General features: G+C 64.0%; 28 protein-coding genes. 16 read left to right on the top strand and 12 right to left on the bottom strand.

The features are described from left to right. From NN5_RS19280 to NN5_RS19295, 4 genes are all read left to right on the top strand, one after another. On the top strand, window positions 1-337 hold a 337-nt coding region (locus tag NN5_RS19280), incomplete at its 5' end, for a putative phage tail protein (RefSeq protein WP_157081216.1). Between the two features lie 9 nt (window positions 338-346). Beyond that, window positions 347-1,015 (top strand): hypothetical protein, encoded by a 669-nt coding sequence (locus tag NN5_RS25980; RefSeq protein WP_067737076.1) that lies wholly within the window; start codon window positions 347-349, stop codon window positions 1,013-1,015. Between the two features lie 2 nt (window positions 1,016-1,017). Next, window positions 1,018-1,482, top strand: coding sequence for a tail fiber assembly protein (locus tag NN5_RS19290; protein ID WP_245656614.1), 465 nt, complete (start codon window positions 1,018-1,020; stop codon window positions 1,480-1,482). A gap of 357 nt (window positions 1,483-1,839) precedes the next feature. Beyond that, window positions 1,840-2,481: a hypothetical protein gene (locus tag NN5_RS19295; protein WP_157081217.1), complete on the top strand. Its 642-nt coding sequence runs from the start codon at window positions 1,840-1,842 to the stop codon at window positions 2,479-2,481. A 23-nt stretch (window positions 2,482-2,504) separates the two neighbouring features. Here NN5_RS19295 and NN5_RS19300 read toward each other — a convergent pair whose 3' ends face one another. Continuing rightward, window positions 2,505-4,568, bottom strand: coding sequence for an NAD(+) synthase (locus NN5_RS19300; RefSeq protein WP_067737079.1), 2,064 nt, complete (start codon window positions 4,566-4,568; stop codon window positions 2,505-2,507). 252 nt (window positions 4,569-4,820) lie between these two features. Between NN5_RS19300 and NN5_RS19305 the strand changes: the two genes are divergently transcribed. Further along, window positions 4,821-5,234, top strand: a complete 414-nt coding sequence (locus NN5_RS19305; RefSeq protein WP_067737082.1) for a SufE family protein — start codon at window positions 4,821-4,823, stop codon at window positions 5,232-5,234. Beyond that, window positions 5,231-5,590: a YbaN family protein gene (locus tag NN5_RS19310; RefSeq protein ID WP_067737085.1), complete on the top strand. Its 360-nt coding sequence runs from the start codon at window positions 5,231-5,233 to the stop codon at window positions 5,588-5,590. The genes NN5_RS19305 and NN5_RS19310 overlap by 4 nt, the downstream gene beginning before the upstream one ends. A gap of 53 nt (window positions 5,591-5,643) precedes the next feature. Here the strand turns inward: NN5_RS19310 and NN5_RS19315 are convergent, their stop codons facing one another. Both NN5_RS19315 and NN5_RS19320 read right to left on the bottom strand, forming a co-directional pair. Next, window positions 5,644-5,949: a hypothetical protein gene (locus NN5_RS19315; RefSeq protein ID WP_067737088.1), complete on the bottom strand. Its 306-nt coding sequence runs from the start codon at window positions 5,947-5,949 to the stop codon at window positions 5,644-5,646. A 158-nt stretch (window positions 5,950-6,107) separates the two neighbouring features. Further along, on the bottom strand, window positions 6,108-6,626 hold the full coding sequence (locus NN5_RS19320; RefSeq protein WP_067737132.1) for a sterol desaturase family protein: 519 nt from the start codon (window positions 6,624-6,626) through the stop codon (window positions 6,108-6,110). A gap of 338 nt (window positions 6,627-6,964) precedes the next feature. Here NN5_RS19320 and NN5_RS19325 point away from each other — a divergent pair, with 338 nt between their 5' ends. The 8 genes from NN5_RS19325 (at window position 6,965) to NN5_RS19355 (ending at window position 12,047) form a co-directional block, all read left to right on the top strand. Next, window positions 6,965-7,390: a hypothetical protein gene (locus tag NN5_RS19325; protein ID WP_245656615.1), complete on the top strand. Its 426-nt coding sequence runs from the start codon at window positions 6,965-6,967 to the stop codon at window positions 7,388-7,390. 95 nt (window positions 7,391-7,485) lie between these two features. After that, window positions 7,486-8,919, top strand: a complete 1,434-nt coding sequence (gene leuC, locus NN5_RS19330; protein ID WP_067737091.1) for a 3-isopropylmalate dehydratase large subunit — start codon at window positions 7,486-7,488, stop codon at window positions 8,917-8,919. Window positions 8,920-8,924: 5 nt separating this feature from the next. Further along, window positions 8,925-9,092 (top strand): hypothetical protein, encoded by a 168-nt coding sequence (locus tag NN5_RS26395; protein ID WP_169801018.1) that lies wholly within the window; start codon window positions 8,925-8,927, stop codon window positions 9,090-9,092. Beyond that, on the top strand, window positions 9,092-9,694 hold the full coding sequence (gene leuD / locus NN5_RS19335) for a 3-isopropylmalate dehydratase small subunit (protein ID WP_067737093.1): 603 nt from the start codon (window positions 9,092-9,094) through the stop codon (window positions 9,692-9,694). Before NN5_RS26395 ends, leuD begins: the two co-directional genes overlap by 1 nt. Before the next feature lie 154 nt (window positions 9,695-9,848). Further along, the gene (locus tag NN5_RS19340) at window positions 9,849-10,172 is read left to right on the top strand and encodes a DUF1476 domain-containing protein (protein WP_067737095.1); all 324 of its coding nucleotides are present in this window, start codon (window positions 9,849-9,851) and stop codon (window positions 10,170-10,172) included. Window positions 10,173-10,251: 79 nt separating this feature from the next. Further along, window positions 10,252-10,485 carry a BolA family protein gene (locus NN5_RS19345; protein ID WP_067737098.1) on the top strand — a complete coding sequence of 78 codons (234 nt, stop codon included), beginning with the start codon at window positions 10,252-10,254 and terminating at the stop codon, window positions 10,483-10,485. 29 nt (window positions 10,486-10,514) lie between these two features. After that, entirely contained in the window at window positions 10,515-10,844 is a 330-nt protein-coding gene (gene grxD, locus NN5_RS19350; RefSeq protein WP_067737101.1) for a Grx4 family monothiol glutaredoxin, read from the top strand. 408 nt (window positions 10,845-11,252) lie between these two features. Continuing rightward, a complete protein-coding gene (locus NN5_RS19355) occupies window positions 11,253-12,047 on the top strand; it encodes an NUDIX hydrolase (RefSeq protein ID WP_067737138.1) in 795 nt (264 codons plus the stop codon). Between the two features lie 57 nt (window positions 12,048-12,104). Here NN5_RS19355 and NN5_RS19360 read toward each other — a convergent pair whose 3' ends face one another. Then, the gene (locus tag NN5_RS19360) at window positions 12,105-13,409 is read right to left on the bottom strand and encodes a sugar MFS transporter (RefSeq protein WP_067737103.1); all 1,305 of its coding nucleotides are present in this window, start codon (window positions 13,407-13,409) and stop codon (window positions 12,105-12,107) included. Between the two features lie 18 nt (window positions 13,410-13,427). On the opposite strand from NN5_RS19360, the gene NN5_RS25985 reads away from it, so the two are divergent. Beyond that, entirely contained in the window at window positions 13,428-13,673 is a 246-nt protein-coding gene (locus NN5_RS25985; protein WP_157081218.1) for a hypothetical protein, read from the top strand. Between the two features lie 40 nt (window positions 13,674-13,713). Further along, a complete protein-coding gene (locus NN5_RS19365) occupies window positions 13,714-15,087 on the top strand; it encodes a methyl-accepting chemotaxis protein (RefSeq protein WP_245656616.1) in 1,374 nt (457 codons plus the stop codon). A 122-nt stretch (window positions 15,088-15,209) separates the two neighbouring features. Here the strand turns inward: NN5_RS19365 and NN5_RS19370 are convergent, their stop codons facing one another. The 8 genes from NN5_RS19370 to NN5_RS19405 form a co-directional block, all read right to left on the bottom strand. After that, window positions 15,210-16,955, bottom strand: a complete 1,746-nt coding sequence (locus NN5_RS19370; RefSeq protein ID WP_067737106.1) for a sigma-54-dependent Fis family transcriptional regulator — start codon at window positions 16,953-16,955, stop codon at window positions 15,210-15,212. A gap of 221 nt (window positions 16,956-17,176) precedes the next feature. Beyond that, on the bottom strand, window positions 17,177-18,568 hold the full coding sequence (locus NN5_RS19375; protein ID WP_217998695.1) for an OmpP1/FadL family transporter: 1,392 nt from the start codon (window positions 18,566-18,568) through the stop codon (window positions 17,177-17,179). Window positions 18,569-18,579: 11 nt separating this feature from the next. Next, window positions 18,580-19,590 carry an FAD-binding oxidoreductase gene (locus tag NN5_RS19380; RefSeq protein WP_067737109.1) on the bottom strand — a complete coding sequence of 337 codons (1,011 nt, stop codon included), beginning with the start codon at window positions 19,588-19,590 and terminating at the stop codon, window positions 18,580-18,582. Window positions 19,591-19,602: 12 nt separating this feature from the next. Then, the gene (locus NN5_RS19385; protein ID WP_067737111.1) at window positions 19,603-20,589 is read right to left on the bottom strand and encodes an aromatic/alkene monooxygenase hydroxylase subunit beta; all 987 of its coding nucleotides are present in this window, start codon (window positions 20,587-20,589) and stop codon (window positions 19,603-19,605) included. 31 nt (window positions 20,590-20,620) lie between these two features. Further along, the gene (locus NN5_RS19390) at window positions 20,621-20,935 is read right to left on the bottom strand and encodes an MmoB/DmpM family protein (protein ID WP_067737113.1); all 315 of its coding nucleotides are present in this window, start codon (window positions 20,933-20,935) and stop codon (window positions 20,621-20,623) included. A gap of 23 nt (window positions 20,936-20,958) precedes the next feature. Continuing rightward, window positions 20,959-21,300 (bottom strand): monooxygenase system ferredoxin subunit, encoded by a 342-nt coding sequence (locus NN5_RS19395; RefSeq protein ID WP_067737116.1) that lies wholly within the window; start codon window positions 21,298-21,300, stop codon window positions 20,959-20,961. Then, complete coding sequence (locus tag NN5_RS19400) at window positions 21,297-21,560, bottom strand: toluene-4-monooxygenase system B family protein (RefSeq protein WP_067737119.1); 264 nt, start codon at window positions 21,558-21,560, stop codon at window positions 21,297-21,299. Before NN5_RS19400 ends, NN5_RS19395 begins: the two co-directional genes overlap by 4 nt. A 35-nt stretch (window positions 21,561-21,595) precedes the next feature. Further along, window positions 21,596-23,101 carry an aromatic/alkene/methane monooxygenase hydroxylase/oxygenase subunit alpha gene (locus tag NN5_RS19405; RefSeq protein ID WP_067737123.1) on the bottom strand — a complete coding sequence of 502 codons (1,506 nt, stop codon included), beginning with the start codon at window positions 23,099-23,101 and terminating at the stop codon, window positions 21,596-21,598. Between the last annotated feature and the right edge of the window lie 344 nt (window positions 23,102-23,445).

Below are 23,445 nucleotides of genomic sequence, written 5' to 3' on the forward strand. Positions count from 1 at the left end.
CAGTAAGATTAAAGAGATCGCCGCGCGCCTCGGCTACGAGATCGAGATAGAGGAGCATCATCCGGCCCGGATCGGGGACCGTATTGGTGACTACCTCAATGGCCCGGACTGGGCCTTCGCCTGGACCGTTCATGTGCGGCCATTCGAAGGCTATTTGATCGAAAGCGAGTTTCTCGCCGTGGCCGAGATCGGCGACCGTATCGGCGTGCGCCTGCGCGGCTGGGGTGCGCTCGATCTGGAATGCGTGATCAAGCGCGCGGCTCCGGCCCACACCACCGTCATTTTCGCTTACGAAGTCGAGCCCGTGCCCGACTTCTGGATCGACTTCACATCATAGGAGCAACCCATGCACAGGATCGACAGCAACGGCGCCGTCGACGGCAAATATCAGGCCGGAAATCCGGCGATCGGCCAGAAGGCAACGCAGATCGACGCGGATGCCATGAATGCGCTTCAGGAAGCGATTTGCGCGGTGATCGAGACGTCGGGAATTGAACTGGAGAAGGGTGACGATACCCAGCTCTACGCTGCGATTATCTCACTGATCGCCGGTGTTGTGGGTGATGGTGCCGGCGCCGTCGCAACCACGCGCCAGGTGCTCGCCGCCGGCCTCGTTACGGGTGGTGGCGATCTTGCGGCAGACCGGACTTTCACAGTTACCAAAGCGACGGCGGCGGAAGTGTCCGCCCAGACGCGTGACGACGTGGCTGTAACCCCGCTGGGGCTGGCCGGGCTGGTGGGTCTCGTCGAAAGCGGCACCGCCTGGATCTTGCGGGTGGGTGAAGTCGTGATTCAGGTATTCGACGCGGTATGCCAGGCAAACTCGACGACGATTATCAATCTGCCGCAAGCCTATACGGAAAATCATCGCGGCGGCTGGGTCAACGGGGGCTCTGCGGATGGCAATGCCCAGGATAACGGCCCCTGGGTCAATGGCCGGGGATTGACCACCATCTCGGTATGGAGTTCGCTCGACGCCGCGAAAACCTGCCAGATCATCAGCGTTGGGAAATGACCATGCAGCACTATTTCAGCATCTCGGCCGGAGGCTTCTTCTCCGATGTTATTCACGGTGCCCGGCAGATCGCCGTCGAGCAGACGCCCAAGGAGATCAAGGCGGGCAAGCGGCCGCGCATGATTGAAAATCCCCTTTGCCGCATTCCCGCCGATGCAGTGGAGATCAGTCAAGAGACCTGGGAAGAGCTGCTTCAGGCCCAGGCTAACGGCAAGGCGATAGCAGTGGTGGGCGGTATGCCGGTTGCCGTCGAACCAACGGTGGACGAGGCCATCCGCATCAAGGTCCGCCGCCGCCAGCGGGATGCACTGCTGGCGGCGACAGACTGGACGCAGATGCCCGATAGCCCGTTGGATGCCCTGACCCGGAAGGCCTGGGCCGACTATCGCCACGCCCTGCGCGATCTCGACATGGATGGAACCGACTGGCCGGACAGTCCGGAAGCGAAAGAACCCGCCGCCTCCTGACGGGGGCGGCCGAGGCACTGCTCTTTCTCATCGTTGAATAAGAAGGTTCTCAGCAGCGTCTGAGCTACCTATGAGAGCGCGATGCTAAGGCGACAGAGTGCTACAAAACCTTGTGTCAAATACTCCAAAACCTCGCGCCGCGCTACACCCGCCGTTCGCGCGCGAGTCCCCCTCCACCAGCCTGCGGCTGGTCCCCCTCCCCGAGACAAGCTCGGGGAGGAATTCGGCATGTCCGCCTTCTCGCCGCCATCACGATTAACGCTTTGTAATCCCGCCGAATAGGCGCTGACGAAGAAACTATCCCAGTGCTACTCATGAATGCGGCGACTCATTTTCGCACATTCAGGGGGGATACAAATGAAAGCACCGCTTTACGGAGCTGTTCTCGGCTGCGTCATTTCCGCATCGCCGGCTTTGGCCCAGAACGCCGGCAGTTCCGCCACTTCGGCATCAGCCGCAATCGTGCAGCAGGCACCTGCCGCTGCCGTGGTCGAACCAGCGGTTCAGCCGAATATCCTGCGGGCGGGCACGGAAATTCCACTCATCACGCGCGAAGAGTTGACCACGAAAAAGAAGGCGCTTCGTGTCGGGCAGCGTTTTCAGATGGAAGTCTCCGAAAACGTGACGGCCAATGGCGTGGTGGTTATTCCGGCGGGGACCCCCGCCGTTGGCGAGATCACCGAAGTCCGCAACAAAGGCATGTGGGGCAAATCCGGGTACATCGGCGCCCGCATTGTTTCGCTTCGGCTGGGTGATCGCCACATCCGCCTTACCGGCACATTCGACGACAAGGGCGTAACCGGAACTGGCGGTGTCGTCGCGGCCGTTGCCTTCGTTCCCATCGCCGGGTTCTTCACCACTGGAACCAGCGCCTTCATCGCCAGCGGCTCCGGTGTGAAAGGCTTCCTCGACGAGGATATCGCATTCCGTCCGGTTGCCGCCCAGCCGCAGGTCGTGGATGTTCCGGTTCAGGCGCCGCCTTCCGCCCCCGCGCCCTGACTATCGGCCGGGCGCCTCCCCGTTCACTCCTCCGGCACCCGCGCGTCCAGTTCCGCCAGCCACACCGCCGCGCTGGCGTCGGACGGGGCGCGCCAGTCGCCGCGGGGGCTGAGGGCGCCGCCGGAGGACACCTTCGGCCCGTTGGGGATCGCCGAGCGCTTGAACTGGCTGAACGCGAAGAAGCGGCGCAGGAACTTTTCCAGCCAGGACCGGATCGTGGCGAGATCATACTGGTTCTTGCGGTCTTCCGGGAAGCCGTCCGGCCAGTCCCCCGCCGCCGTATCGCGCCACGCGTGCCAGGCGAGGAACGTCACTTTGGACGGCTTCTGCCCGAAGCGCATCACATGGTGCAGGAAAAAGTCGTTGAGTTCGTAAGGGCCGATCTTCGCCTCGGTGCTCTGGATCGCGCCGTCGGCCCCGGCGGGCACCAGCTCGGGCGAGATTTCGGTATCGAGGATCGCCAGCAGCACTTCATCCGTCGCCGCGTCGAACTGATCGCCGCGCGCGCACCAGCGGATGAGGTACTGGATCAGCGTCTTGGGCACGCCCGCGTTCACCGCGTAGTGGCTCATCTGGTCGCCCACGCCATAGGTGCACCAGCCGAGCGCGAGTTCGGAGAGGTCCCCGGTGCCCACCACGAAGCCATTGTGCTGGCTGGCGAGGCGGAACAGGTAATCGGTGCGCAGGCCCGCCTGCACATTCTCGAACGTCACGTCATAGACCGGCTGGCCATCGGCGAAGGCATGGCCGATATCTTCCAGCATCCGCGTCGCGGCGGGGCGGATGTCGATTTCCTCCGCCGTGATGCCCACCGCGCGCATCAGTTTCCATGCGTTGCCCTTGGTGTCATCGCTGGTGGCGAAACCGGGCATCGTATAGCCGCGAATGAAAGTGCGCGGCAGGCCGAGCCGGTCGCAGGCCCTGGCCGCGACGATCAGCGCATGGGTGGAATCGAGCCCCCCCGAAATGCCGATCACCATCGACTTGGCGCCGGTCGATTCGAGCCGCCGCATCAGCCCGTCGACCTGGATATTGAACGCCTCGTAGCAATCGGCGTCCAGCTTCTCCGCGCGGTCCGGCACGAAGGGGAAGCGGCCGACCGGACGCACCAGCCCGATGTCGCCGCCGTGCGGGGCGTGGCGGAACCGGATCGTGCGGAAACTCTCTTCCGGACAGCCCGCCGCTTCGGCCGCATCGTTGAAGGTGGGAATGCGCAGCCGGTCCATGACGATGCGCTCGCAATCGACGTCCGCCACGCAGAGTTCGGGATGGAGCGAAAAACGCTCGCTCTCGGCCATGAGGTCGCCCAGCTCGTAGATCACCCCCTGCCCGTCCCAGGCAAGATCGGTGGTGCTCTCGCCATGCCCGGCCGCACAGTAGACATAGGCCGAGGCCGTGCGCGCCGATTGCGAGCGGCAGAGCATGTGCCGCTCGTCCGACTTGCCGATCACGATATTGGAGGCCGAGAGGTTGCACAGGATCGTCGCCCCGGCGAGCGCGCCAAGCGAACTGGGCGGCGTCGCGGCCCAGAAGTCCTCGCAGATCTCGGCGAAGAAACGGAAATGCGGCAGCACTTCGGAGGCGAACACGAGGTCCACGCCGAACGGCACATCCTGCCCGTTCACCCGGATCGTCTGCCCGCGCACCGCCTTGCCGCTGGCGAACCAGCGCTTTTCGTAGAACTCGCGGTAATTGGGCAGGTAGGACTTGGGCACCGCGCCCAGCAAGTGCCCATGCGCGATCGCCAGCGCGCAGTTGTAGAGCCGCCCCTTGTGCATGAGGGCCGCGCCCACCAGCATGACCGGCGAGAGACCGGCACTGGCCTTCACGATGTCCGCGATCGCCGCCTCGACCGCCTCGATCATCGCCCCCTGCAAATGCAGATCGTCGATCGCGTAGGAGGACAGGCACAGCTCGGGGAACACCAGCAGATCGACATGCGCCTCATGCGCGCGGCGCGCCTCGGCCAGCACCGCGTCGCGGTTGAAGGCGACATCGGCGGTGCGGACATGCGGGGTGGACGTGGCGACCCGCACGAAACCGTGTTCGTGCATGGCGTAGAAGGGATGCGCTTTCGCTTCGGTCATGGGCAAATCCCTGACAGGAATGGGCAGGCGTGGCAATCGCCCCCATTCACCAGCCCTCCCGTTCGTGCTGAGCGGCCAGAGAGTTCGCAATACCTCCTCCATCGTCATTGCGAACCCGCAGGGTGAAGCAATCCAGGGCGGTTTGCGCCCGCTCTGGACTGCCACGCGGCTTCGCCGCTCGCAGTGACGAAGGAAAGGGAATGCGCAAGTTTGGCCTTGTCCTCCCGCGCCGCTCTCCTAAATGCAGGAACCATGCGCAGCCTTGACGATATCCGCGAAGAGTACGAGTTCCTCGACGGCGACGAACGCTACCGCCTCCTCATCGAACTGGGCCGCGAGCTGGACGAGATGCCCGATGCGCTCAAGACCGACGCCACCAAGGTCCGCGGCTGCTCGGCCAGCGTCTGGGTCTATCCGATGGCGAAGGACGACGGCACCCTGCACTTCCTGGCGGACAGTAACGCGGCGATCACCAAAGGCATCGTCTCGCTGGTGATCTCGGCCGTGCAGGACCAGCCCGCCGCCACCGTGGCCGCGACCGACATTGCCAAGGCGCTCGAACCGTTCGACCTCAAGAACCAGCTCTCGTCGAACCGCACACAGGGCGTGCCCAACATGATCGCGCTGATCCGCGAGACCGCCGGCCGCTACGCCGCCGAATCATGAGGCGCATCACCCGCCCGGCATGGATGGCGGCGGGGATCTTCTTCGTCGCGCTGGGCACGCTGGGCATTTTCCTGCCGCTGCTGCCCACCGTGGTGTTCTACCTGCTGGCGGCCTGGTGCTTTTCCAAGAGCCATCCGGAATGGGCGGAAAAGCTCTACAACCACCCCACCCACGGCCACCACTTGCGCGAATGGCGCGACCGGCGGGCCGTGAGCCGCAAGGGCAAAGTGGCCGCGATCGGCGCCATGTCGCTGAGCATCGGCTTCGTCGGGCTCACGCTCGGCTGGCCCTGGGTGCTGATCCCGGTGGGCGTGCTCGCCGTGATCGGCCCGTGGATCTGGACACGCAACGAATAGAGCGCCTGTCCCCCTCCTCTTCAGAGGAGGGGGAGAACGTCCGCCCGCGCCGCCTAGCGATCGACCAGTGCGGAAATCCGGTGGAAGAAGGGGTGATGCGGCGTGGCGCCTACTTCGATGTCGTGAAAGATTCCCGTGCCGAGCAGCGGCAGCAGCTTCTTGAGCACCTCGATATCCTCGCCCTTGCGCACATCGATATGCAGGCGCAGCTTCCCGTCGAAATCGATGCTGACTTTCGCATCCCGCGGCGCGCTGCCCTGGACCAGTTCCAGAATTTTCGTCAACTCTTCCGAAACGAATGCCGATTTCTGGCTGGGCAGGCGTTCCACGGCCTGCTCACCGTTACTGGTTTCGTTCATCGGGTAAATCCTCCGAATCTTCCGGCCCCCTGCACGCGCCATGCACGAGCCCCCGTTGCCTTGTGATGGTGCGGGTTGGGACCGCGAATGTCCAGCCTTGCCGGCCGGTCATCCCATACCGGCACAGCAGCGGGGCGGAGCATCCGGGCGCCCCGGGATCACTCGCCGATCGCCTCGCGCAGGACGGCAATCCCCCTGGCCCGCTGTTCGCGCAGTTCGCGCCTCAGCACGGCAGGATCGCGGGCGACCACGAACCCGAAGCTGACGCCGCCCTCCTTGCCGATCGTCGCATGATGCAGCTTGTGCGCCTGCACCAGCCTCCGGGCATAGCCGCGCCGGGGCACCCAGCGGAAATAGCGCTGGTGGACCAGCCCGTCGTGAATCAGCGTGTAGATCACGCCATAGATCAGCACGCCGAGGCCCATCCACGTCCCCGGCTCCCACGCGCTTTCGCCCATCAGCATCGGCGAACCCACCGCGAACAGGGATATGCTGATCGCCGCGCCGGCCAGCGCGTAAAGATCGTTCTTCTCGAACAGGCCGTGATGCGGCTCGTGGTGATCGCGGTGCCAGGCCCATCCGAACCCGTGCATCACGTACTTGTGGCTGGACCAGGCGACCAATTCCATCGCGGCGGCCGAGGCAATCACGGTAAGCGTAGCGGCAAGCGGAGACATGGGCGTGTCCATAGCACCCCTGCGCCCCCGCGCCTATCGCCCCGCAGCACCTGCTGAAGAGAGAGCGGGAAAGGGGGCTGGCCCGCGCAAGACGGCCTGGCCGCGCCCGACGGGCAAACAGACGCAGACATGCTCCAACTGGGGACAGACATGCCTGCGCCTGCATTTTGCCTATCGTGCTCCCCCTCCCTCGGGTCGCGGGGGTGTTCTAGCGCGTTCGGCCTGCGACTCTTAATTACAAATCCCGACAGGTCTGTGACCGGTGAGTCTTCTGGCGTTCATTTTCGCGGCCGTAATTCTGAATGCACGGGATCACCCCACCCGTCATAACAAGGATGATGAAGACCATGCGCACCCTCACCAAGATCATCGCTCCCGCCCTCGTTGCCGCTCTGGGCCTGAGCGCCGCCCTCCCCGCCTCGGCGCAAGAGACCCGGCACGAAGAGACCCGCCACGAACAGGCCGCGCGCCAGATCCCGGCCTCCCACGCTTCGGCCCGCCACACTCCGGACCGCGCCGGCTCCATCCGCGCCGACATCCACGGCCTGCGCGCCCAGATCGACCGGGCCGCGGCGCGCCGCACGATCTCCCAGCGCGAAGCCGCCGGGCTGCGCCGCGATGCCGGCAAGATCCAGCGGCTCTATGCCAGCTATGCCCGCGACGGCCTGAACCGTCATGAGACCCAGGTCCTCAAGGCCAAGGTCAGCAAGGTGCAGTACGCCCTCCACATGGAGCGTGCCGACCACGACGGCCGCCGCGGCTGACCGCCCGCTCCCCCGCCAACTTCAGCACCAACTTCAGCCCGGCGCGCCCGCTTCCGCTTGAATTGCGAAGCGGGCGCGCCTAATCGCGCCTGATTATGACAAAGAACCCGCGCACGCTGTACCAAAAGATCTGGGACGCCCATGTCGTCGACACGCGCGACGATGGCACCAGCCTCATCTACATCGACCGGCACCTCGTCCACGAAGTGACGAGCCCGCAGGCCTTCGAAGGCCTTCGCGCCGCCGGCCGCAAGGTACGCCGCCCCGACCTTACGCTCGCGGTTCCCGATCACAATCTGCCGACCACGGCGCGCAAGGATGCGGCTGGCCACGTGCTGCCGATCGCCGATCCCGAAAGCGCGACTCAGCTGGCCGCGCTCCGCAAGAACGCGCCCGAATTCGGCATCCGCTATATCGACGCGACCGACCGTGAGCAGGGCATCCTCCACGTCGTCGGGCCGGAGCAGGGTTTCTCGCTGCCGGGCGCGACGATCGTCTGCGGCGACAGCCACACCGCCTGCCACGGCGGCGTGGGCGCGCTGGCCTTCGGCATCGGCACGACCGAAGTCGAGCACGTGCTGGCGACGCAGACCTTGCTGCTCAAGCAGTCGAAGACCATGGAAGTGCGGGTCGAGGGCAAGCTCGGCGCCGGCGTCACGCCCAAGGACGTGATTCTCCACGTGATCGGCGTGATCGGCACGGCGGGCGGCACCGGCCATGTGATCGAATACCGCGGCAACGTGTTTGAGGAAATGTCCGTCGAAGGCCGACTGACCGTTTGCAACATGTCGATCGAGGGCGGTGCCCGCGCCGGTCTCGTCGCGCCCGACGAAACCACCTTCGCCTATCTCAAGGGCCGCCCCTATGCGCCCACCGGCGAGGACTGGGACAAGGCCGTCGCCTGGTGGAAGAGCCTTGCCACCGACGAAGGCGCCACGTTCGACAAGTCGGTCGCGATCCGCGCCGAGGACATCCAGCCGACCGTCACCTGGGGCACCAGCCCCGAGGATACCTCGGCGATCGGCGGCGTGGTTCCCGCGCCGGAAGACTTCGCCGATCCCTCCAAGCGCGAGGCGGTGAAAGTCAGCCTTGAGTACATGGGCCTGACGCCCGGCACCAGGCTGACCGACGTCGAAGTGCAGAACGTCTTCATCGGCTCGTGCACCAACAGCCGGATCGAGGACATCCGCGCGGCCTGCGAAGTGCTCAAGGGCCGCCACAAAGCGGCGGGCGTGAAGTGGGCGATCGTCGTGCCCGGTTCCGGCCTCGTCAAGGAACAGGCCGAGGCCGAAGGGCTCGACAAGATCATTATCGAGGCCGGCCTCGAATGGCGCGAGCCGGGCTGCTCGGCCTGCCTCGCGATGAACCCCGACAAGGTCCCGGCGGGCGAGCGCTGCGCCTCGACCAGCAACCGCAACTTCACCGGGCGCCAGGGCCCGGGCAGCCGCACTCACCTGATGAGCCCCGCCATGGCCGCCGCCGCCGCGGTGACCGGCAAACTCACCGACGTGCGCGAACTGGTAGGATAACGACCATGGCTGATGAAACCGAAGACAACTCGCTGGCCACCAAGGCCGCCATTGCCGCAGGCGCCGCGATCGGCTCCGCCGCCATCGCCGCCGCGCTGCTGTTCGTGAAGCGCCGCAAGGCCCGCACCAGCGACGTCCCGCCCCACCCCGAGCAGGCTCCCGAGACCGACTGATGGAAGCGATCAACCACGTTGCCGGCCGCGCGATCCCGTTCGGCCGCAAGAACGTCGATACCGACGTCATCATCCCCGCCCACTGGCTCAAGACCATCACCCGCGAAGGCCTTGGCAAGGGCGCGTTCGAGGCGGTCAAGAAAGAGCCCGACAACGTCTTTACCGATCCCGAATATGCCGGCGCGCCGATCCTGATCGCGGGGGACAACTTCGGCTGCGGGTCGAGCCGCGAACATGCCGCCTGGGCCCTGCTCGACATGGGCGTGAAGTGCGTGATCGCGCCGAGCTTTTCGGACATCTTCTCGGGCAATGCCTTCAAGAACGGCATTCTCACGGTCGCGCTTCCCCAGGAAGCGATCGACCGGCTGATGGAAGTCGCGAAGAGCGATCCGATCGATATCGATCTGGAAACCCAGTCGGTGACGACGCCGTTCCAGGACCGGTTCAGCTTCGAGATCGACCCGTTCCGCAAGCATTGCCTGGAGAACGGCCTCGACGAAGTGGGCCTGACCATGGCGCAGGACGCCGCGATCAGCGCGCACGAGGCCAAGGCGAAAGCCGAGCTGCCGTTTCTCGCCCGCACACTCGCAACGGCCGCTTGAGAAGGGCCATCGGCGGGCGCCGCGAGGGCGATTGCGAGCGGCAACTTCGCGAATCAGGATTGAACCGGATCACCACCGGCCGTATCGGCATGAATTGAGTACAATTGAGTACAGGGGCCCCAGATTCTCTGGGCTATTCATTCGAGGATTTTCGATGACCAGTTTCCAGGATCGTGAACGCGCTGAAGAAGCCAAGTTCGCGTTTGATGCCGAGACCCAGTTCCGCATCCAGGCGCGCCGCAACCGCCTTCTCGGCGAATGGGCGGCCGAACGCATGAAGCTCTCGCAGGCCGAATCCGAGGCCTATGCCAAGAGCGTGGTCCAGGCCGATTTCGAGGAAGCCGGTGACGAGGACGTCATCCGCAAGCTGCTCGGCGACCTGACGGCGGCGGGTGTGGATTCGAGCGAAAGCGAAGTGCGCGCCGCGCTCGAAGCCAAGCAGGTGGAAGCGCGCCGCGCTTTCCTCGGCGAAGCCTGACAGCCACACGCCTGACATCAACTGGCCTGACATCAACTGGGGACCCGGCCGCGCCGGACCCGCAATCCGGAGACCGGCCATGGCGATGCCCGCCAGCGAGATCGAATCCCTCATCCGCGCAGCGCTGCCCGATGCGCAAGTGACGATCACCGATCTTGCCGGTGACGGCGATCACTATGCCGCGCATGTCGTGTCCGCCGCTTTTGCCGGCAAGCCGCGCATTGCCCAGCACAAGCTGGTGTACCAAGCGCTCGGCGAGCGCATGGGCGGCGAACTCCACGCCTTGCAACTGACGACCGCCGTCCCCAATTGACGCCAGGAATACGAAAGAAGGTTGCTTCCATGTCCGACGTCAACGCCCGCATCGGCGAGATTGTAAACAACAACGACATCGTCCTGTTCATGAAGGGAACCCCGCTGTTCCCGCAGTGCGGCTTCTCCAGCCGCGCCGTCGCGATCCTGGAGCACCTCGGCGTGCCCTACGAGAGCGTGGACGTGCTGCAGGACATGGATATCCGTCAGGGTATCAAGTCGTTCTCCGAATGGCCGACGATCCCCCAGCTCTACGTGAAGGGTGAATTCGTCGGCGGCAGCGACATCATGATGGAAATGTACGAGGCCGGCGAGCTGCACCAGCTCATGGCCGACGCCGGAATCGCCGCGCAGGGCTGACCCGCCGCCGCGCTTTCCGGCAAGGGCCGGCGGCGAGGCTTCCGTCCCGCCCATATTGCAGGCCCGGCCATATTGCAGGCCCGGCCATATTGCAGGCCCGGATGGCGCAAGCCTTCCGGGCTTTTGCATGTCTGCCGCAGACCGGCTTCGCGCGATTTTGATGAGAGATGCTCGGGGAGGCGGAGCCGGGAGACTGATCGGCCCCGCCTCAATCGAGACTTTCTTAGGGTACGGGAAATACTAAGCACAAGGCGTGCCAAACTGGATTAAGGGCGGATTTCCGCTGTTTTTTCCGCAAGCCGCTCACCCGGCCCCGGCCGAAGTGTAAAGTCTTTCGACAGTGCCCTTGCCGGACAAGGCATGACATTTCCGCTTGCCTGCCGGGCGCTTGCGGGCGAGACCCGCGCGATGCTGCCGGCCATCCCTTCCGATCAACCGATGCCACCAGGCCCGCCGTCCGTTGTCCCGGCCGCGACCGTGGTGATCTTCCGCCATGCCCGGGACGGCGGTCCGCCCGAGCTGCTGATGGTGCAGCGCGCACGCGAGATGCGCTTTGCCGGCGGCGCCACGGTCTTTCCGGGCGGCCGCGTCGATCCCGCCGATCGCGAACTGGCGCGCAGCCTCCTGCCCGGTGAGCCGGAGGAAATCGCAGCGGCCCGGATCGCCGGCATCCGCGAAACGCTGGAAGAAACCGGATTGATGATCGCCACCCGCGCGCCCGTCAGCGCCGCCGAGGCCGCGGCAGGGCGGCAGATGCTGCTGGAAACCGGCACGCTCGCGCCGGTGCTGGCGCATTTCGGCTGGAAGCTGGCGCCCGAAGCCCTGACGCTCTACGCGCACTGGTGCCCCTTGTGGGACAAGGCGTTCGACACCCGTTTCTTCGTGACCAATCTCGGCACCGGCGCGGTCGACGTGCAGGTCGACGCCACCGAGAACACCCGGCTGTTCTGGGCGAGTGCCGCCGGGGCGCTGGAGATGGCGCAGCGCGGCGAGATCAGCGTGATCTTCCCGACCCACCGCAATCTCGAACGGCTGGCGCAATATGCCAGCTATGCCGAAGCCCTGGCCGATATTGCCGCACATCCCGTCTCGCGCATCTACCCGGGCTCCGAGGAGCGGGCGGACGGCGAATGGCTGATCATCCCCGACGGGCATGGCTACCCGGTGCGAGGACAACCCAAGGCAACCGCGCTGCGGGGCTGATGCCCGCCAGCCCTCCCCGCTGCTGACCGGCCAAAGGCCGGACAGCACAGAGCTTCGTTACTGGGCCGCGACAGGCCGCCGCGCGTACCACCCGAACGTGGCGATCACCGCATAGCACAGCGCCGGAAGCGCCATGGCCACGGCAAGGTTTCCGGAAAGATCGGCCACGTGGCCGGTCAGCGGCGGCACCACTGCGCCGCCCACGATCATCACGCAGATCACGCCCGAACCGTCCGCGGCCCGCTTGCCCAGCCCTTCGCTGGCAAGGCTGAAAATGGTCGGGAACATGATCGAGTTCATCAGACCGATCGCCAGATAGCTGTAGGCCGCCAGCGCGCCGGACGTGTGCGTCGAAACGAACAGCAGGAGCAAGGCCCCGCACGCGTTGAAAGTCAGCACCTTGCCCGGGCTCATCACGCGCAGGACGGCCGAACCGATCAGCCGCCCCACCAGCGCGCCGCCCCAGTAGAGCGGGATCATCTTGCCCGCCGCCTGCCCGTCCAGGCCCAGCACGCGCGCCTGCTCCAGGTAATTGACGATGAGCGAGCCGATCGCGACTTCGGCGCCGACGTAAAGGAAAATGCAGAGTGCGCCGAACCCGAAGCGCGCGCGCTTCAGCAGGCTGAAACTGCTCAGGATCGCGCCATCGCCGTGGCGCTCGCCCTGCAGGCGGTTGCGGTTGAACCAGACCGCCCCGGCAATCACCAGCAATGCCGCCGCAAGCCCGAGGTAGGAATGCACCACCGCTTTCGTCTCTGCCACGCGATAGGCATCGAGCGCCGGGCCGGAAAGGTCTGCGGCGCTGACATGGGCCAGACTGCCGAGCATCACGACCGCGCCGACATAGGGAAAGATCGTCGTGCCCAGCGAATTGAACGCCTGCGCGAACGTCAGGCGGCTATGGGCCGTGCGTGCCGGGCCAAGCAGCGAGATCAGCGGATTGGCCACCACCTGCACCACCGTGATCCCGCTCGCCAGCACCAGCAGCGCGAAGAGGAACACGACAAAGGTCGCACTCGCGGACGCCGGGATGAAGAGCAGGCAGCCCGCCATCATCGTCACCAGCCCGATCGCCGCCCCGCGCATGTAGCCCACTTTCTTCACCAGCCAGGCGCCGGGAATCGACACCAAGACATAGGCGAAGAAGAACGCCGACTGGACCGACAGCGCCTGCATGTAATTGAGCGTGAACAGTTCCTTCAGCTTCGGAATGATCACATCGTTGAGCGAGGTGATGCCGCCGAAAATGAAAAACAGCGCGAAAACGAACCACTGCAGCCCCGGGGCGTTGACGTTCGCTCCTCCGGCGTCCTCGCCGAAATCAGGATCGGTGCTGCTGGTAGTGTCGATCGTTACGGCCATAGCCGCGCTTCTCCCATGATGCTCAGGCTGTTCAGGCGCCCGCTTATTCAGGAAACGGCATCCCCCGGCAAGATGGCCCGCGCAACCCCTAATACGTATGCCCAGAAATCACGCTGCAACGGAAGCCGCCGCGCCTGCCTGGCGAACGGACCGGCATTCCCGAAACGGGGCTTGCGGATCATGATGAAAATTCATCCGGTTGCCGGAGCGTTAACCATCCCGGGAAGCAAGGCCTTCACCGGCGCGGCCTACCTCCCGCCATAGTTAACATGCGCCTACCCCCGAATCCGCAGGCGCCGCAAACATGAGGGCGTTTCAAATGCTGGAGTGGTACCGCAAGACTCCCAACATCCGCTGGAAGATCACAATTGCCTTTGGCTTCATGGCCTTCCTGACGGCCATCTGCCTTGCCACCGTCATCATGCAGTATTTCTACCTCAAGAACGCAACCGCCGGCGTGCAGGATCCGGCCGTGCTGGGCGCCATCGACTTCAGCCTGATCTGGTCGCTCGGCACGTATCTCGCGTGCTCGGGCCTGGGGCTCACCGGCGCCTATTTCTTCGGCCGCGCGATTACCGATCCCTACTCCGAAACGGTCGAGCGCATGGAGGCGCTGGCACAAGGCGATCTCGACAGCCCGATCCGTTTCACCGACTATCAGGACTGCGTGGGCCGCATGACCCAGGCCATGGCGACTTTCCGCGGCAATGCCGTCGAAGTGCAAAACAGCCGCGCCCTTCAGGAAAAGATCGTCACCGTGCTGTCCGACGGGCTGAGCCGGCTTGCCGAAAACGATCTCGACAAACGCATCCACGAGACTTTCCCCGGCCCCTACGACAAGCTGCGGCTGGACTTCAACAACGCGGTCGAAGCGCTGGCTGGCACGGTCTGCTCGGTGCGCACCAGCGCGGCCAGCGTGATGACCGGCGCGACCGAAATCCGCACGGCCTCCGCCGACCTCGCCCACCGCAACGAAGCGCAGGCGGCGCGCCTGCGCCAGACCGCCGAGGCGATGAACAAGGCCACCGGGTCGGTCAAGGAAACCGCAGACGGCGCCGTGAACGTGCAGCACACCATCGCCCAGGCCCACCGCGAAGCGACCGAAGGCGGCGGCGTCGTGCGCAAGGCCGTCGACGCCATGGCCGCGATCGAGGCCTCGTCGCAGGAAATCGCGCAGATCATCAACGTGATCGACAGCATCGCCTTTCAGACCAACCTCCTCGCCCTCAACGCCGGCGTCGAAGCCGCCCGCGCCGGCGATGCCGGCAAGGGCTTCGCGGTCGTCGCGGCCGAAGTGCGCGCGCTGGCCCAGCGTTCATCCGATGCCGCGCGCGACATCAAGGGCCTCATCGCCAAGAGCTCCGAACATGTCGAAACCGGGGTCGGCCTGGTGGGCGAGACCGGGCAGAAGCTCGATACCATCGTCAGCCGCGTCGGCGAGATCAACGCGCTCATCTCGGAAATCGCCACAGCCGCCGAACGGCAGGCCGCCAATCTCCAGCACATCAACAGCGCCGTCGGCGAAATGGACCGCGTCACCCAGCAGAACGCCGCCGTGGTGCAGCAGGCCGCCAGCGCGGCAGGGCATCTGGAGGACGAATCGGGCCAGCTCTCGGATCTGGTCGCCCGCTTTCATTGCGGGAAAAGCGAACGTCCGGCACTGCGCCGCGCGGCCTGACGGAAAGAACCGGCAGATCGGCGCGGGCATATGCGATCGCCCCCCGGCCAATGTCCCGGGCGAGGTATCGGGTCAGGAGAATTGTGGACCGGGAAGATGCCCGTCGAGGGACGCCCGGCCCTTCACAGAGTGCTGTCGCTTGTCCCCATTTCCGATTTGACCCTTGCATAACGATACGCCAGCTGGGCGCGAGTTATCCCCAGCAGGCGGGCTGCTTTCGAAAGATTGCCCTGGGCCTGGGTCACGGCGCGTTTGACCAGTTCGGCTTCGAAGCTCTCTATATTGAACTTGCCGCGGATCATCTGGCGTGTCTGCGTATCGAGATCAATCGGCGAGCCGGACGAGCCCGGATGGACAAGCGAGCCGTCCTCGGACACCCGGAAAAACGTGGGCGCGCCAGGGTCGGCCGCCGAGATCAGGTGGCTTATCTGGATCACGCCGCCCTCCGGTGCCATGATCACCGCCCGGCCCAGCATCGCTTCCAGTTCAACGACGTTGCCGGGATAATCGTGGGCAAGCAAATACCCCATAGCCTCGCGCGATAGGCCCAGAATCTTGCGATCATAGCGCCGTACAAAATGCTCTGTGAAATGACGGATGAGGCGGGGCAGTTCCCCCCGCCTTTCGCGCAATGGCGGCAATGGCACTGCGAACATGCTCAGCCGGTAATAGAGATCGGTGCGGAACAGCCCCTCGCCAACCGCTTCCTGCAGCCTCGCCGTGGCGCAGGCGATAATGCGCACGTCGCATGGCCGAGGCTGGCCGCCCCCGATACGCTCCACGGTGCCCTCGGCCAGCAACTGCAACAATCGCGCCTGAAGCCGGGGGGAAACCGCCTCGACATCCTCAAGCACGAGCGTGCCGCCCTTCAGGCGCTCGATCTTGCCGGGACGGGCAGGCTGCTCGCCCGATCTTTCCCGCCCGAACAGCTCGATTTCAAGATCAGCCTCTTCGCTGCGCGCGCAATTGATCACCTGCAGGGGCCCCGCACTGCGATGACCAAGCCGGTGAAGCGCGCAGGCCAGCCGCCGCTTGCCGACACCATGCTCCCCCAGCAAGAGGACAGGTTCGTTGAGGCGGACCAGACGCTTTACTATGGTCAACTTTCCGGCCAGCGCCTCGGCCTCGTCGTCATTCCACTCTTCCAGCGAAGCATGCCCCCCGGGGGCGCTGCGCGAAGGCTTCACGCAATCGTTCGAGCACTGGACGAGCTCAAGCCCCAGCGAACGGCTATGTTCCTCGTCCGCTTCCCATAATGCGGCAGGCTTGGCGATGGTGCGGCAATGCGGCGCGCCCATGGCGCGGCATTCCACCTCGCGAAATTCGATCGGGTGCCCCATGAAGGCGCTGGAATAAGCGGACGCATAGCCCAGCATGGTCCAGCATACCGGCTCGCTGCTGGGTCCGACGGCGCGCAGATGAGCGTCGGCTTCGGCCGAATTGCGCCAGATCCATTCGCCGGAAAGCAGCCCTGAATCCTGGTCAACCTCCAGCCTGATTTCCTCGGAAGCGCAAATACCCTCAATGGCGTGCAATCGCGGGCCGGTCTTGAAAGCCTCCAGGGCACCCGAATGCGGGCTGGCCTTGCGCGCGATGCTGGCGTCCCGCGCACCGGCGGTGGCCCCGATGCGTGCAAAAACGCGCCGCGCCTCGGTCATCCCCAGCCGTTCGATCACCTCTTGGCGGAGAACCACGAACGCTTCGAGATGCAGCAGCAGCATTCGCTCGTCTTCGAGCCAAATGTACGCGTCCTTGGGATTGAAACACAGTCGCGCCGAGAGATCTTCGACATCGACACCGATCCAGTCCGGGCCAGCCTCTCCCGTCAATTTATGCTTCCCGCCCTTCGACGGCTGTTTGCCCGACATGTCCTCTCTCCATCAAGCCGTTGTCATCGCGCGGTCCCCGGCAGGGCACGCATCACGTTCTGACAAACGGCTTGTCGTTATCCTGCCGGTATAGCTCCGTGTCGGGCAAGCTCCAACGCTTGTTCCCGCGGTGCGATCACGCTTCGGCAATATCGGCACTGAACCGGGAAAATAGCAGCCAGAGCGGGGGGGAGGTCCGCTCTGGCTGCCCTCCGGGGAGATCAAAAGCCGAAGCGGTAGTCGAGCACGAAATTGTTCTGCGCATGGGTCACAGCGATCGGCGCAGATGTGTTGGGCAGGCTTGTATTCCTCAAGGTTGGGGCAAAGCCGTGCGAATAGGCAAAGTTGATCTCGCCCCGGTTTCCCAGCTTGCGCCCGAAGCCGAATGACAGATGCTTGTTGGGCGTGGCCGGAATCACGGCAAACAATGTCGATGAAGGCAGCGCCTGATCGGCAAACCGTCCGCCGGCCCGAAGCGTCCACTTGTCGTTCAGCTTGTAGGCTGCGCCCAGCGCCACGATCGTCTGGTTCTTGTAGCCCTGCGGCAGCAGGATATTGATCGTGGCGCCGTTATCGGCGACGAAGCCAACATCGATATTGGCCATTACGTCTTTCCAGAACACTTCGCTCACATCTACGGCAAGGCGCAGCCTGGGGGTAATCTGCTGGCTGATACCCGCGTCGATATGCTGCGGAAGCTGGAAATTGCGAATGCGGATCGAACCGGTCAGCGGCACCTGGCCGACAATGCCATCCACCGCCGTCAAGGTGGCGCCCCCCTTCATGTCAGCCATCTGCGTCTTGGGTGTCCACGATAGCCCGATGACGGTGCCCGGTGCGGGGCGATAGACCAGACCAATCCGTTCCCCCACGCCGAGTGAGCGCACGCCGCCGCCCACCACCTGGTTGCGGGTCAGCGAGAAATGCGCCCCGCGCAGGTCAGGAAGACCTGCCAGGACCGGCACCAGAGTGCCGTCCACGCGGCCTGCTCCAATCAGGCTGCCGACTTGATCGGCCCCCAGCAACAGGTCGAGATTCAACGCCTGCCAGCGCCCCTCGATACTCGCGCCAATGCTCAGCTTGTCAGTGATGTCGTAGCTGATCGCGACCGGCACAGCGAGTTCGAGCAGGCGGCTTGAGTTCGGCAAGCCCGTAGCCAGATTGCCGGTGGCCCGAGAAAGAAAGGAATTCTTCCCGTATTCAGTGCCAAGCCCGCCCTGCGCGAAAGCTCCGACACCAAAGGCCAGCCTCCCCTTGCGAAGCGAAAAGGCGATCTCCGGCGCATAATAGGGCCCGCGATTGGCACCGTGGGAGCGCGATACAGCGGTTTCGCCAGTCGCCATGTCGGTGGCGGTGATATTGGTCGTGATCAGGTCCAGCCCGACCATCACCTGGCTTCCTTCATCCCCCAGTGACAAGGTCGCCGGATTGACAAGTATGCCTGCCGGGCCGGTATCCTGCGCCACGGCCGTGCCGCCCATCGCGCGGGAAGTCGCCCCATAGCCCTCCAGATCGAACACGTCGGTCGCGTGGGCCTCGTGGAATGGCAGACAACAGGCAAGCGCCATCGCTGCGCCCCTGCACAGGGCGCTGGTCTTGTTGATCTTGTGCAATGTCCTCTCCCTTAGAAGAACCTGTCGAAATGGATTTGCCCGAACGGCACTTTGTGCTCGATCATCAGCAGTTCCTGAATGGCCTGACTCATGGGCGGCGGCCCCGCGAAATAGAACTCGTAGTCCGCCAGCGGACGCGGCAGGCTGGCGGCAAGATGGGTATGGACGAAGCCAGTGGGGCCATCCCAGCTCTCGCCACCGACGACCTCGCTCACCACCGGCAAGAACTGCCCGGCCCCGGCAAACCCCGGTAACGCGGCCAGTTCATCGATGCCGCAAATGTCGCGCACGTTGCGCGCGCCGAACAGGAAACAGGCCTTGCGTGTATCAAGCATGCCCTGCGCCGACGCGCCGCGCAGGACCGAGAGCATCGGGGCAAAGCCCGATCCACCTGCCACACACACGATGTCGCGCGGTGAGCCGCTTTGCAGATAAGCCGTGCCATAAGGCCCGTCGGCACCGATGACATCCCCATCGCGGAGTTCGTCGAACAGCACCTGCGTCGCTGCGCCGCCCGGCACGCGGCGGATGATGAAATGCCACTCCCCCATGTCATTGGCGACGTTCGAGAAGGAATAGGCGCGCGATCCCTGCACGCCCGGCAGATCGAGCAGCATGTACTGGCCGGGAAGAAACTCCGCCGGGCCCTCTCCCGCGAAACGGAATTCGCGCATGTCATGTGTCAGGTCGCGCGTTTCGAGCAGGCGCAGACGCTGGCGTTGCGGACGGATTGGCGGCACATATTCCGCGGCACTCGAACAACGGATCTCCACGTCACCATGCGCGCGGGTCTGACAGCCCAGCATACGGCCCTTGCGCCGATCGCGGGGGGAAAGGCCCGGCGCATCGGCCCACAGCGTTTCGAAATCGCCCGCTACGGGATCAAACGCACAGGCTCCGCAACCGCCCGCGCTGCACTCATAGGCCATGCCATAACCTGAACGCAGGGCGGCACGAAGGATGGTGTCGTCATCCGGCTGCGTGAAACGGAAACCATCCTTCGCGTTGGTAACGGTGGTCATGCCGGGCCTGCCTTACAGACCCAGCGACTGACGAAAGGCGCGGGTCGCGGCTTTGGCGCGCGCGCCGGCCTCGGGCACATCGGGCAGTTCAGCGCAGAAACTGTCGATCGCGCGGTCCGCCAACGGCTCCCACTTGGCGATCCAGTCCTTGATCACCTCGGCATTGCCCTCGGTCTCCAGCGCCATGGCGATGAATGCGCTCGTCCAGCGCCGGTGCCGTGCGGCATCGACAAGCCAGGCATCGGTCAGCATGCCGAGCAGGGTATCGCCATTGTGGCGGCCCGATTCACCAAAGGCACGCAGAACCGCTTCTTCCACGGCGGGCTTGACCACCAGGCTGAGCGCGATGATCGCCTCACCCCAGTCCCAGGTGGTAAGCATGCGCTCCATCAATTCACGCAGGCCCTGCCAGGCGGCATCCTGCTCCCAATGAGCGCGCTCGTTCTCGCCAAAGCCGGCCGCCGGAAAGGCGCGGCCCAGTTCCACGGTGCGATAGGCCGTGTGGCTGAGCCAGCGGAAGCTGTCAGCCATCTGGAAATAGTTGCAGTTGGTGATGGTGCTCGCCGGCGACATCTGGCCGACATAGGCCGACGCCATCTGCAAGGCGTGGAACAGATAGCGCGCGGGTGAAAACAGCGCCGCCAGCTTGTCCGCCCACGCGCTGTCGAGCGCCAGATCATGTTCGCGCTGATTGAACTGGTCGAACAGGCCGAACACATAGGTTTCCTGGCCGTCCTGCATCAGATTGTAGGTCCGGTAGATCACCTCGTCCGGGTCGCGGAAGGCGTTCCAGTCCTCGTGGCGCAGCGGGCTGCCGAAGGTATTCTGCTTGTACCACTTGTTCATGAAGACATCGGGCGATGTCTCGTAAGGCGATGCCGCGTCGCGGTTGTTATAGTGGAGATTGGCGCTCACGATCTCGTATTCGCTCGGCTTGCGGCGGCGCTTGGCGAGATGGCTCCAGGTCTTCAGCGGCTGAAGAATGCTTGCCTCGGTCATATAATCCTCCCTATTATCCCGGGTGGTTGTTTCAGACGATCTTGTCGAAATAGAAGCGCACCGCACCGGGCTGGCTCTCGATCTGCCCCGCGAAGGAGGAGAGATCGACTTCGAGATCGTTGATGTGGAACGGGCGGCCCAGTTCTTCCGCGATGGTTTCCTCGCGCAGGATCATCTCCTGCTCGGTATGGATGCGGATGTAGGCGCGCTTGTCGTCCACCGTGACTTCCTTGCCGGGATTGTCGATGCGGGCCGCCTCGATGACGGCCATGGCAAGGTCGCCCGCGCGCATCACCGGACCGACCAGATTGTTGTGATAGGCGGAACCCGCCTTTTGCATGCTCATTGCAAGAACTCCTGAAACGGGGGTCAACTGTGGGCGAACAGAGGTTCCACCCCTTCGGTGCACACCAGCACGTCATCGCCCTCCACGCGGACGGGATAGGTCGCCAGAGCGCAGTCGTCGGGATTGATGCCCTTGCCGTTCGTGACGTCGAATTGCCAAAGGTGTGCGCGGCAGATCAGCGAACGGCCATCGAACTTGCCTTCCACCAGCGGAATGTCCTGATGGGGGCAGATGCCCTGAAACGCACTGATCGCACCGCCTTCGGCGCACACCAGCAGTATTTCGTGACCATTGATGGTGAAGGACTCCATTTCGCCTTCCCACAGGTCATCGAGCGTGCAGACCTTGGTGAACGTGCCGGTCATGGCACGGCCTCGAAGATGATCTCGACGGTTTCGGAAGGAAGCAGACCGCTGTCGGCCACCTTCATGTCACGCGGCAGGAACGCGGCCGCCCCCTGCTTGCGCACCCGCAGGATCGTGTTGGGGCGCGGGGCCACGCGGCGGTTCAGCGAGTGGTAGGCACAGGCTGCGGCCACTTCGTCCATCGTGTTCTCAGTATCGACGGCGACCAGTTGCAGCACGAAATCGCCTTCGAAATTGCTGCTCAATGGAAACAGAGCCATTGTCTCAACTCCATGAAATACGGGAAAGAAAGGGCTCAGCTAGCCATCTTGAGTTCGCGCATGGCGCGATAGGTCTCGGCCCAGGCATAGCCATGCGCATCGTCGCCGCATTCGCCGGGAGCGATGTTCATGTATTGAAGCGCCCCGTTCAGATCCATCGGCTGGATCATGCCCGCCAGGAAGCGGTCGACGACGTTCATATGGCCCGCGTAACGCGCCGGATCCTGCTCGAATACCCAGCGGTCGACTTCCGAACCGAAGTGATAGAGCCGGCCGTTATATTCCAGCGGGAAGTCCTTGACGTTCCAGCCATTGCCCGGCGTGCCGATGATCGGCAGCTGGCACATGTTGCACACGATGGGCAGTGTTTCGGGATAGGTCATCGCCATGTTGCCATCGACGACATTGTCGATGATGACGTCCCAGCACTTGCCCCAGGTGTCGTTCCAGCCCGGATATTTCTGTTCCAGCCAGTCGCGTTCCTGAGGCGTGACACCAGCGGCGGGGTTCCACCAGACGGTCGGACGCCAGTAATAGACCCCCATGTGCATGCCATGATGCGTGTCGTTGAGGTCGGCGATGAACTTGTCCCAATACCAGGGCAGGTCGAGACCGAGGTCGGTCAGCGCGCGTTCGAACTGCGCGACGATCCATTCCTCCATGAACTCCTTGAACGACTGCTTGCGGTGTTCCAGCGGCGTGTAATAGTCCATGATCGGGCCGGTCAGCACGGAGAACAGCTTCCACGCGGTCCACACCGCGATGTCGACGCGCTTCTGCGCTTCGGCCTTCATGCCGTTCTCGATCAGCACCTTGAGCGCCGGGCCGCCGATCTGCGCGTGACGCGATTCATCGGTCTGGATGCTTGAGATGAGGTTAGCGAACGTGTGGTCGCCCGCTTCGGCAGCGTCGGCGGCAAGGCCGAGGAACTGCATATTGGTGAAGCCGGTCTCGAAACTGAAGGTCAGCATGATCGAGACCGAGATGGCGTCGCGCGTCATCATGATGTCGTCGAAAAAGTGCCGGGCCGCGATCATCGCCCATTCATTGGTGTCATAGGCCTTGTAGGCCCAGTCCATCTGGCGGTCCTTGCCGACATGTTCGTGCGGGAAGAAGAGCTGGATCTGGCCATGGCGGATCTCGTCCATGCAGCCCAGCGTCGCCATGTTGCGCATGCCCGGTGCCTTGGAGAAGCGCATCATCCGCGCTTCCGCGCTGGCTGCGGCATATTCGCCGCGTGCGATGGCGCCATAATGCGCCTTCATCACCGATTTCCAGCCCGGATCGGCATTTTCAAAGATCTGACTGCGTTCCAGCGCGGCCTTGACCGAGTAGGCGCCAGCGTCCTTTTCGCGCTGCACCTTCACATATTCGGGATAAGTCTGCTTGTAGGGCTCGTCATAGGCTTCCCACGCACTGGCCGGCAGACCGAAACTGTCGCTCAATTCGGGCGGAAACAGCTCGTCTTCGGTGACGTAGGCCGGCGTCCAGTTCGTGGTGCGGGCAAGATTGTACCAGTCCATTCGGTTGAGCAGTGCCATCCGATCCTCCTGCTTGAAGTCAACGCGGGAGAGCGCCGGAAAAGCAGGGATCGAAAGACATAACGCCACGCCTGCCGGTCGTTGCATACCGGGGTCAAATTCAGGCTGTCACTCTCCCGATGCCGTTCCTTGGCTCTCGTTAAGAACGATACTGGGCATGGCGCACCGATGCCTCAACAGAAAAACGAGATATTGATAAAATATCGATATATTTTAAAAATCCTTTTGCATTCATTCACTTACAAAAACCCGCTCCGACGCCGTACGGCCGCGATCTTGAGAAAATGATCAAATACGACAGACCATGTTGAGAATTTGAGGAACTGCCGCTTGATCCTCTCGCC

Source organism: Novosphingobium naphthalenivorans NBRC 102051 (genome assembly GCF_001590985.1).
Classification (GTDB): Bacteria; Pseudomonadota; Alphaproteobacteria; order Sphingomonadales; family Sphingomonadaceae; genus Novosphingobium; species Novosphingobium naphthalenivorans.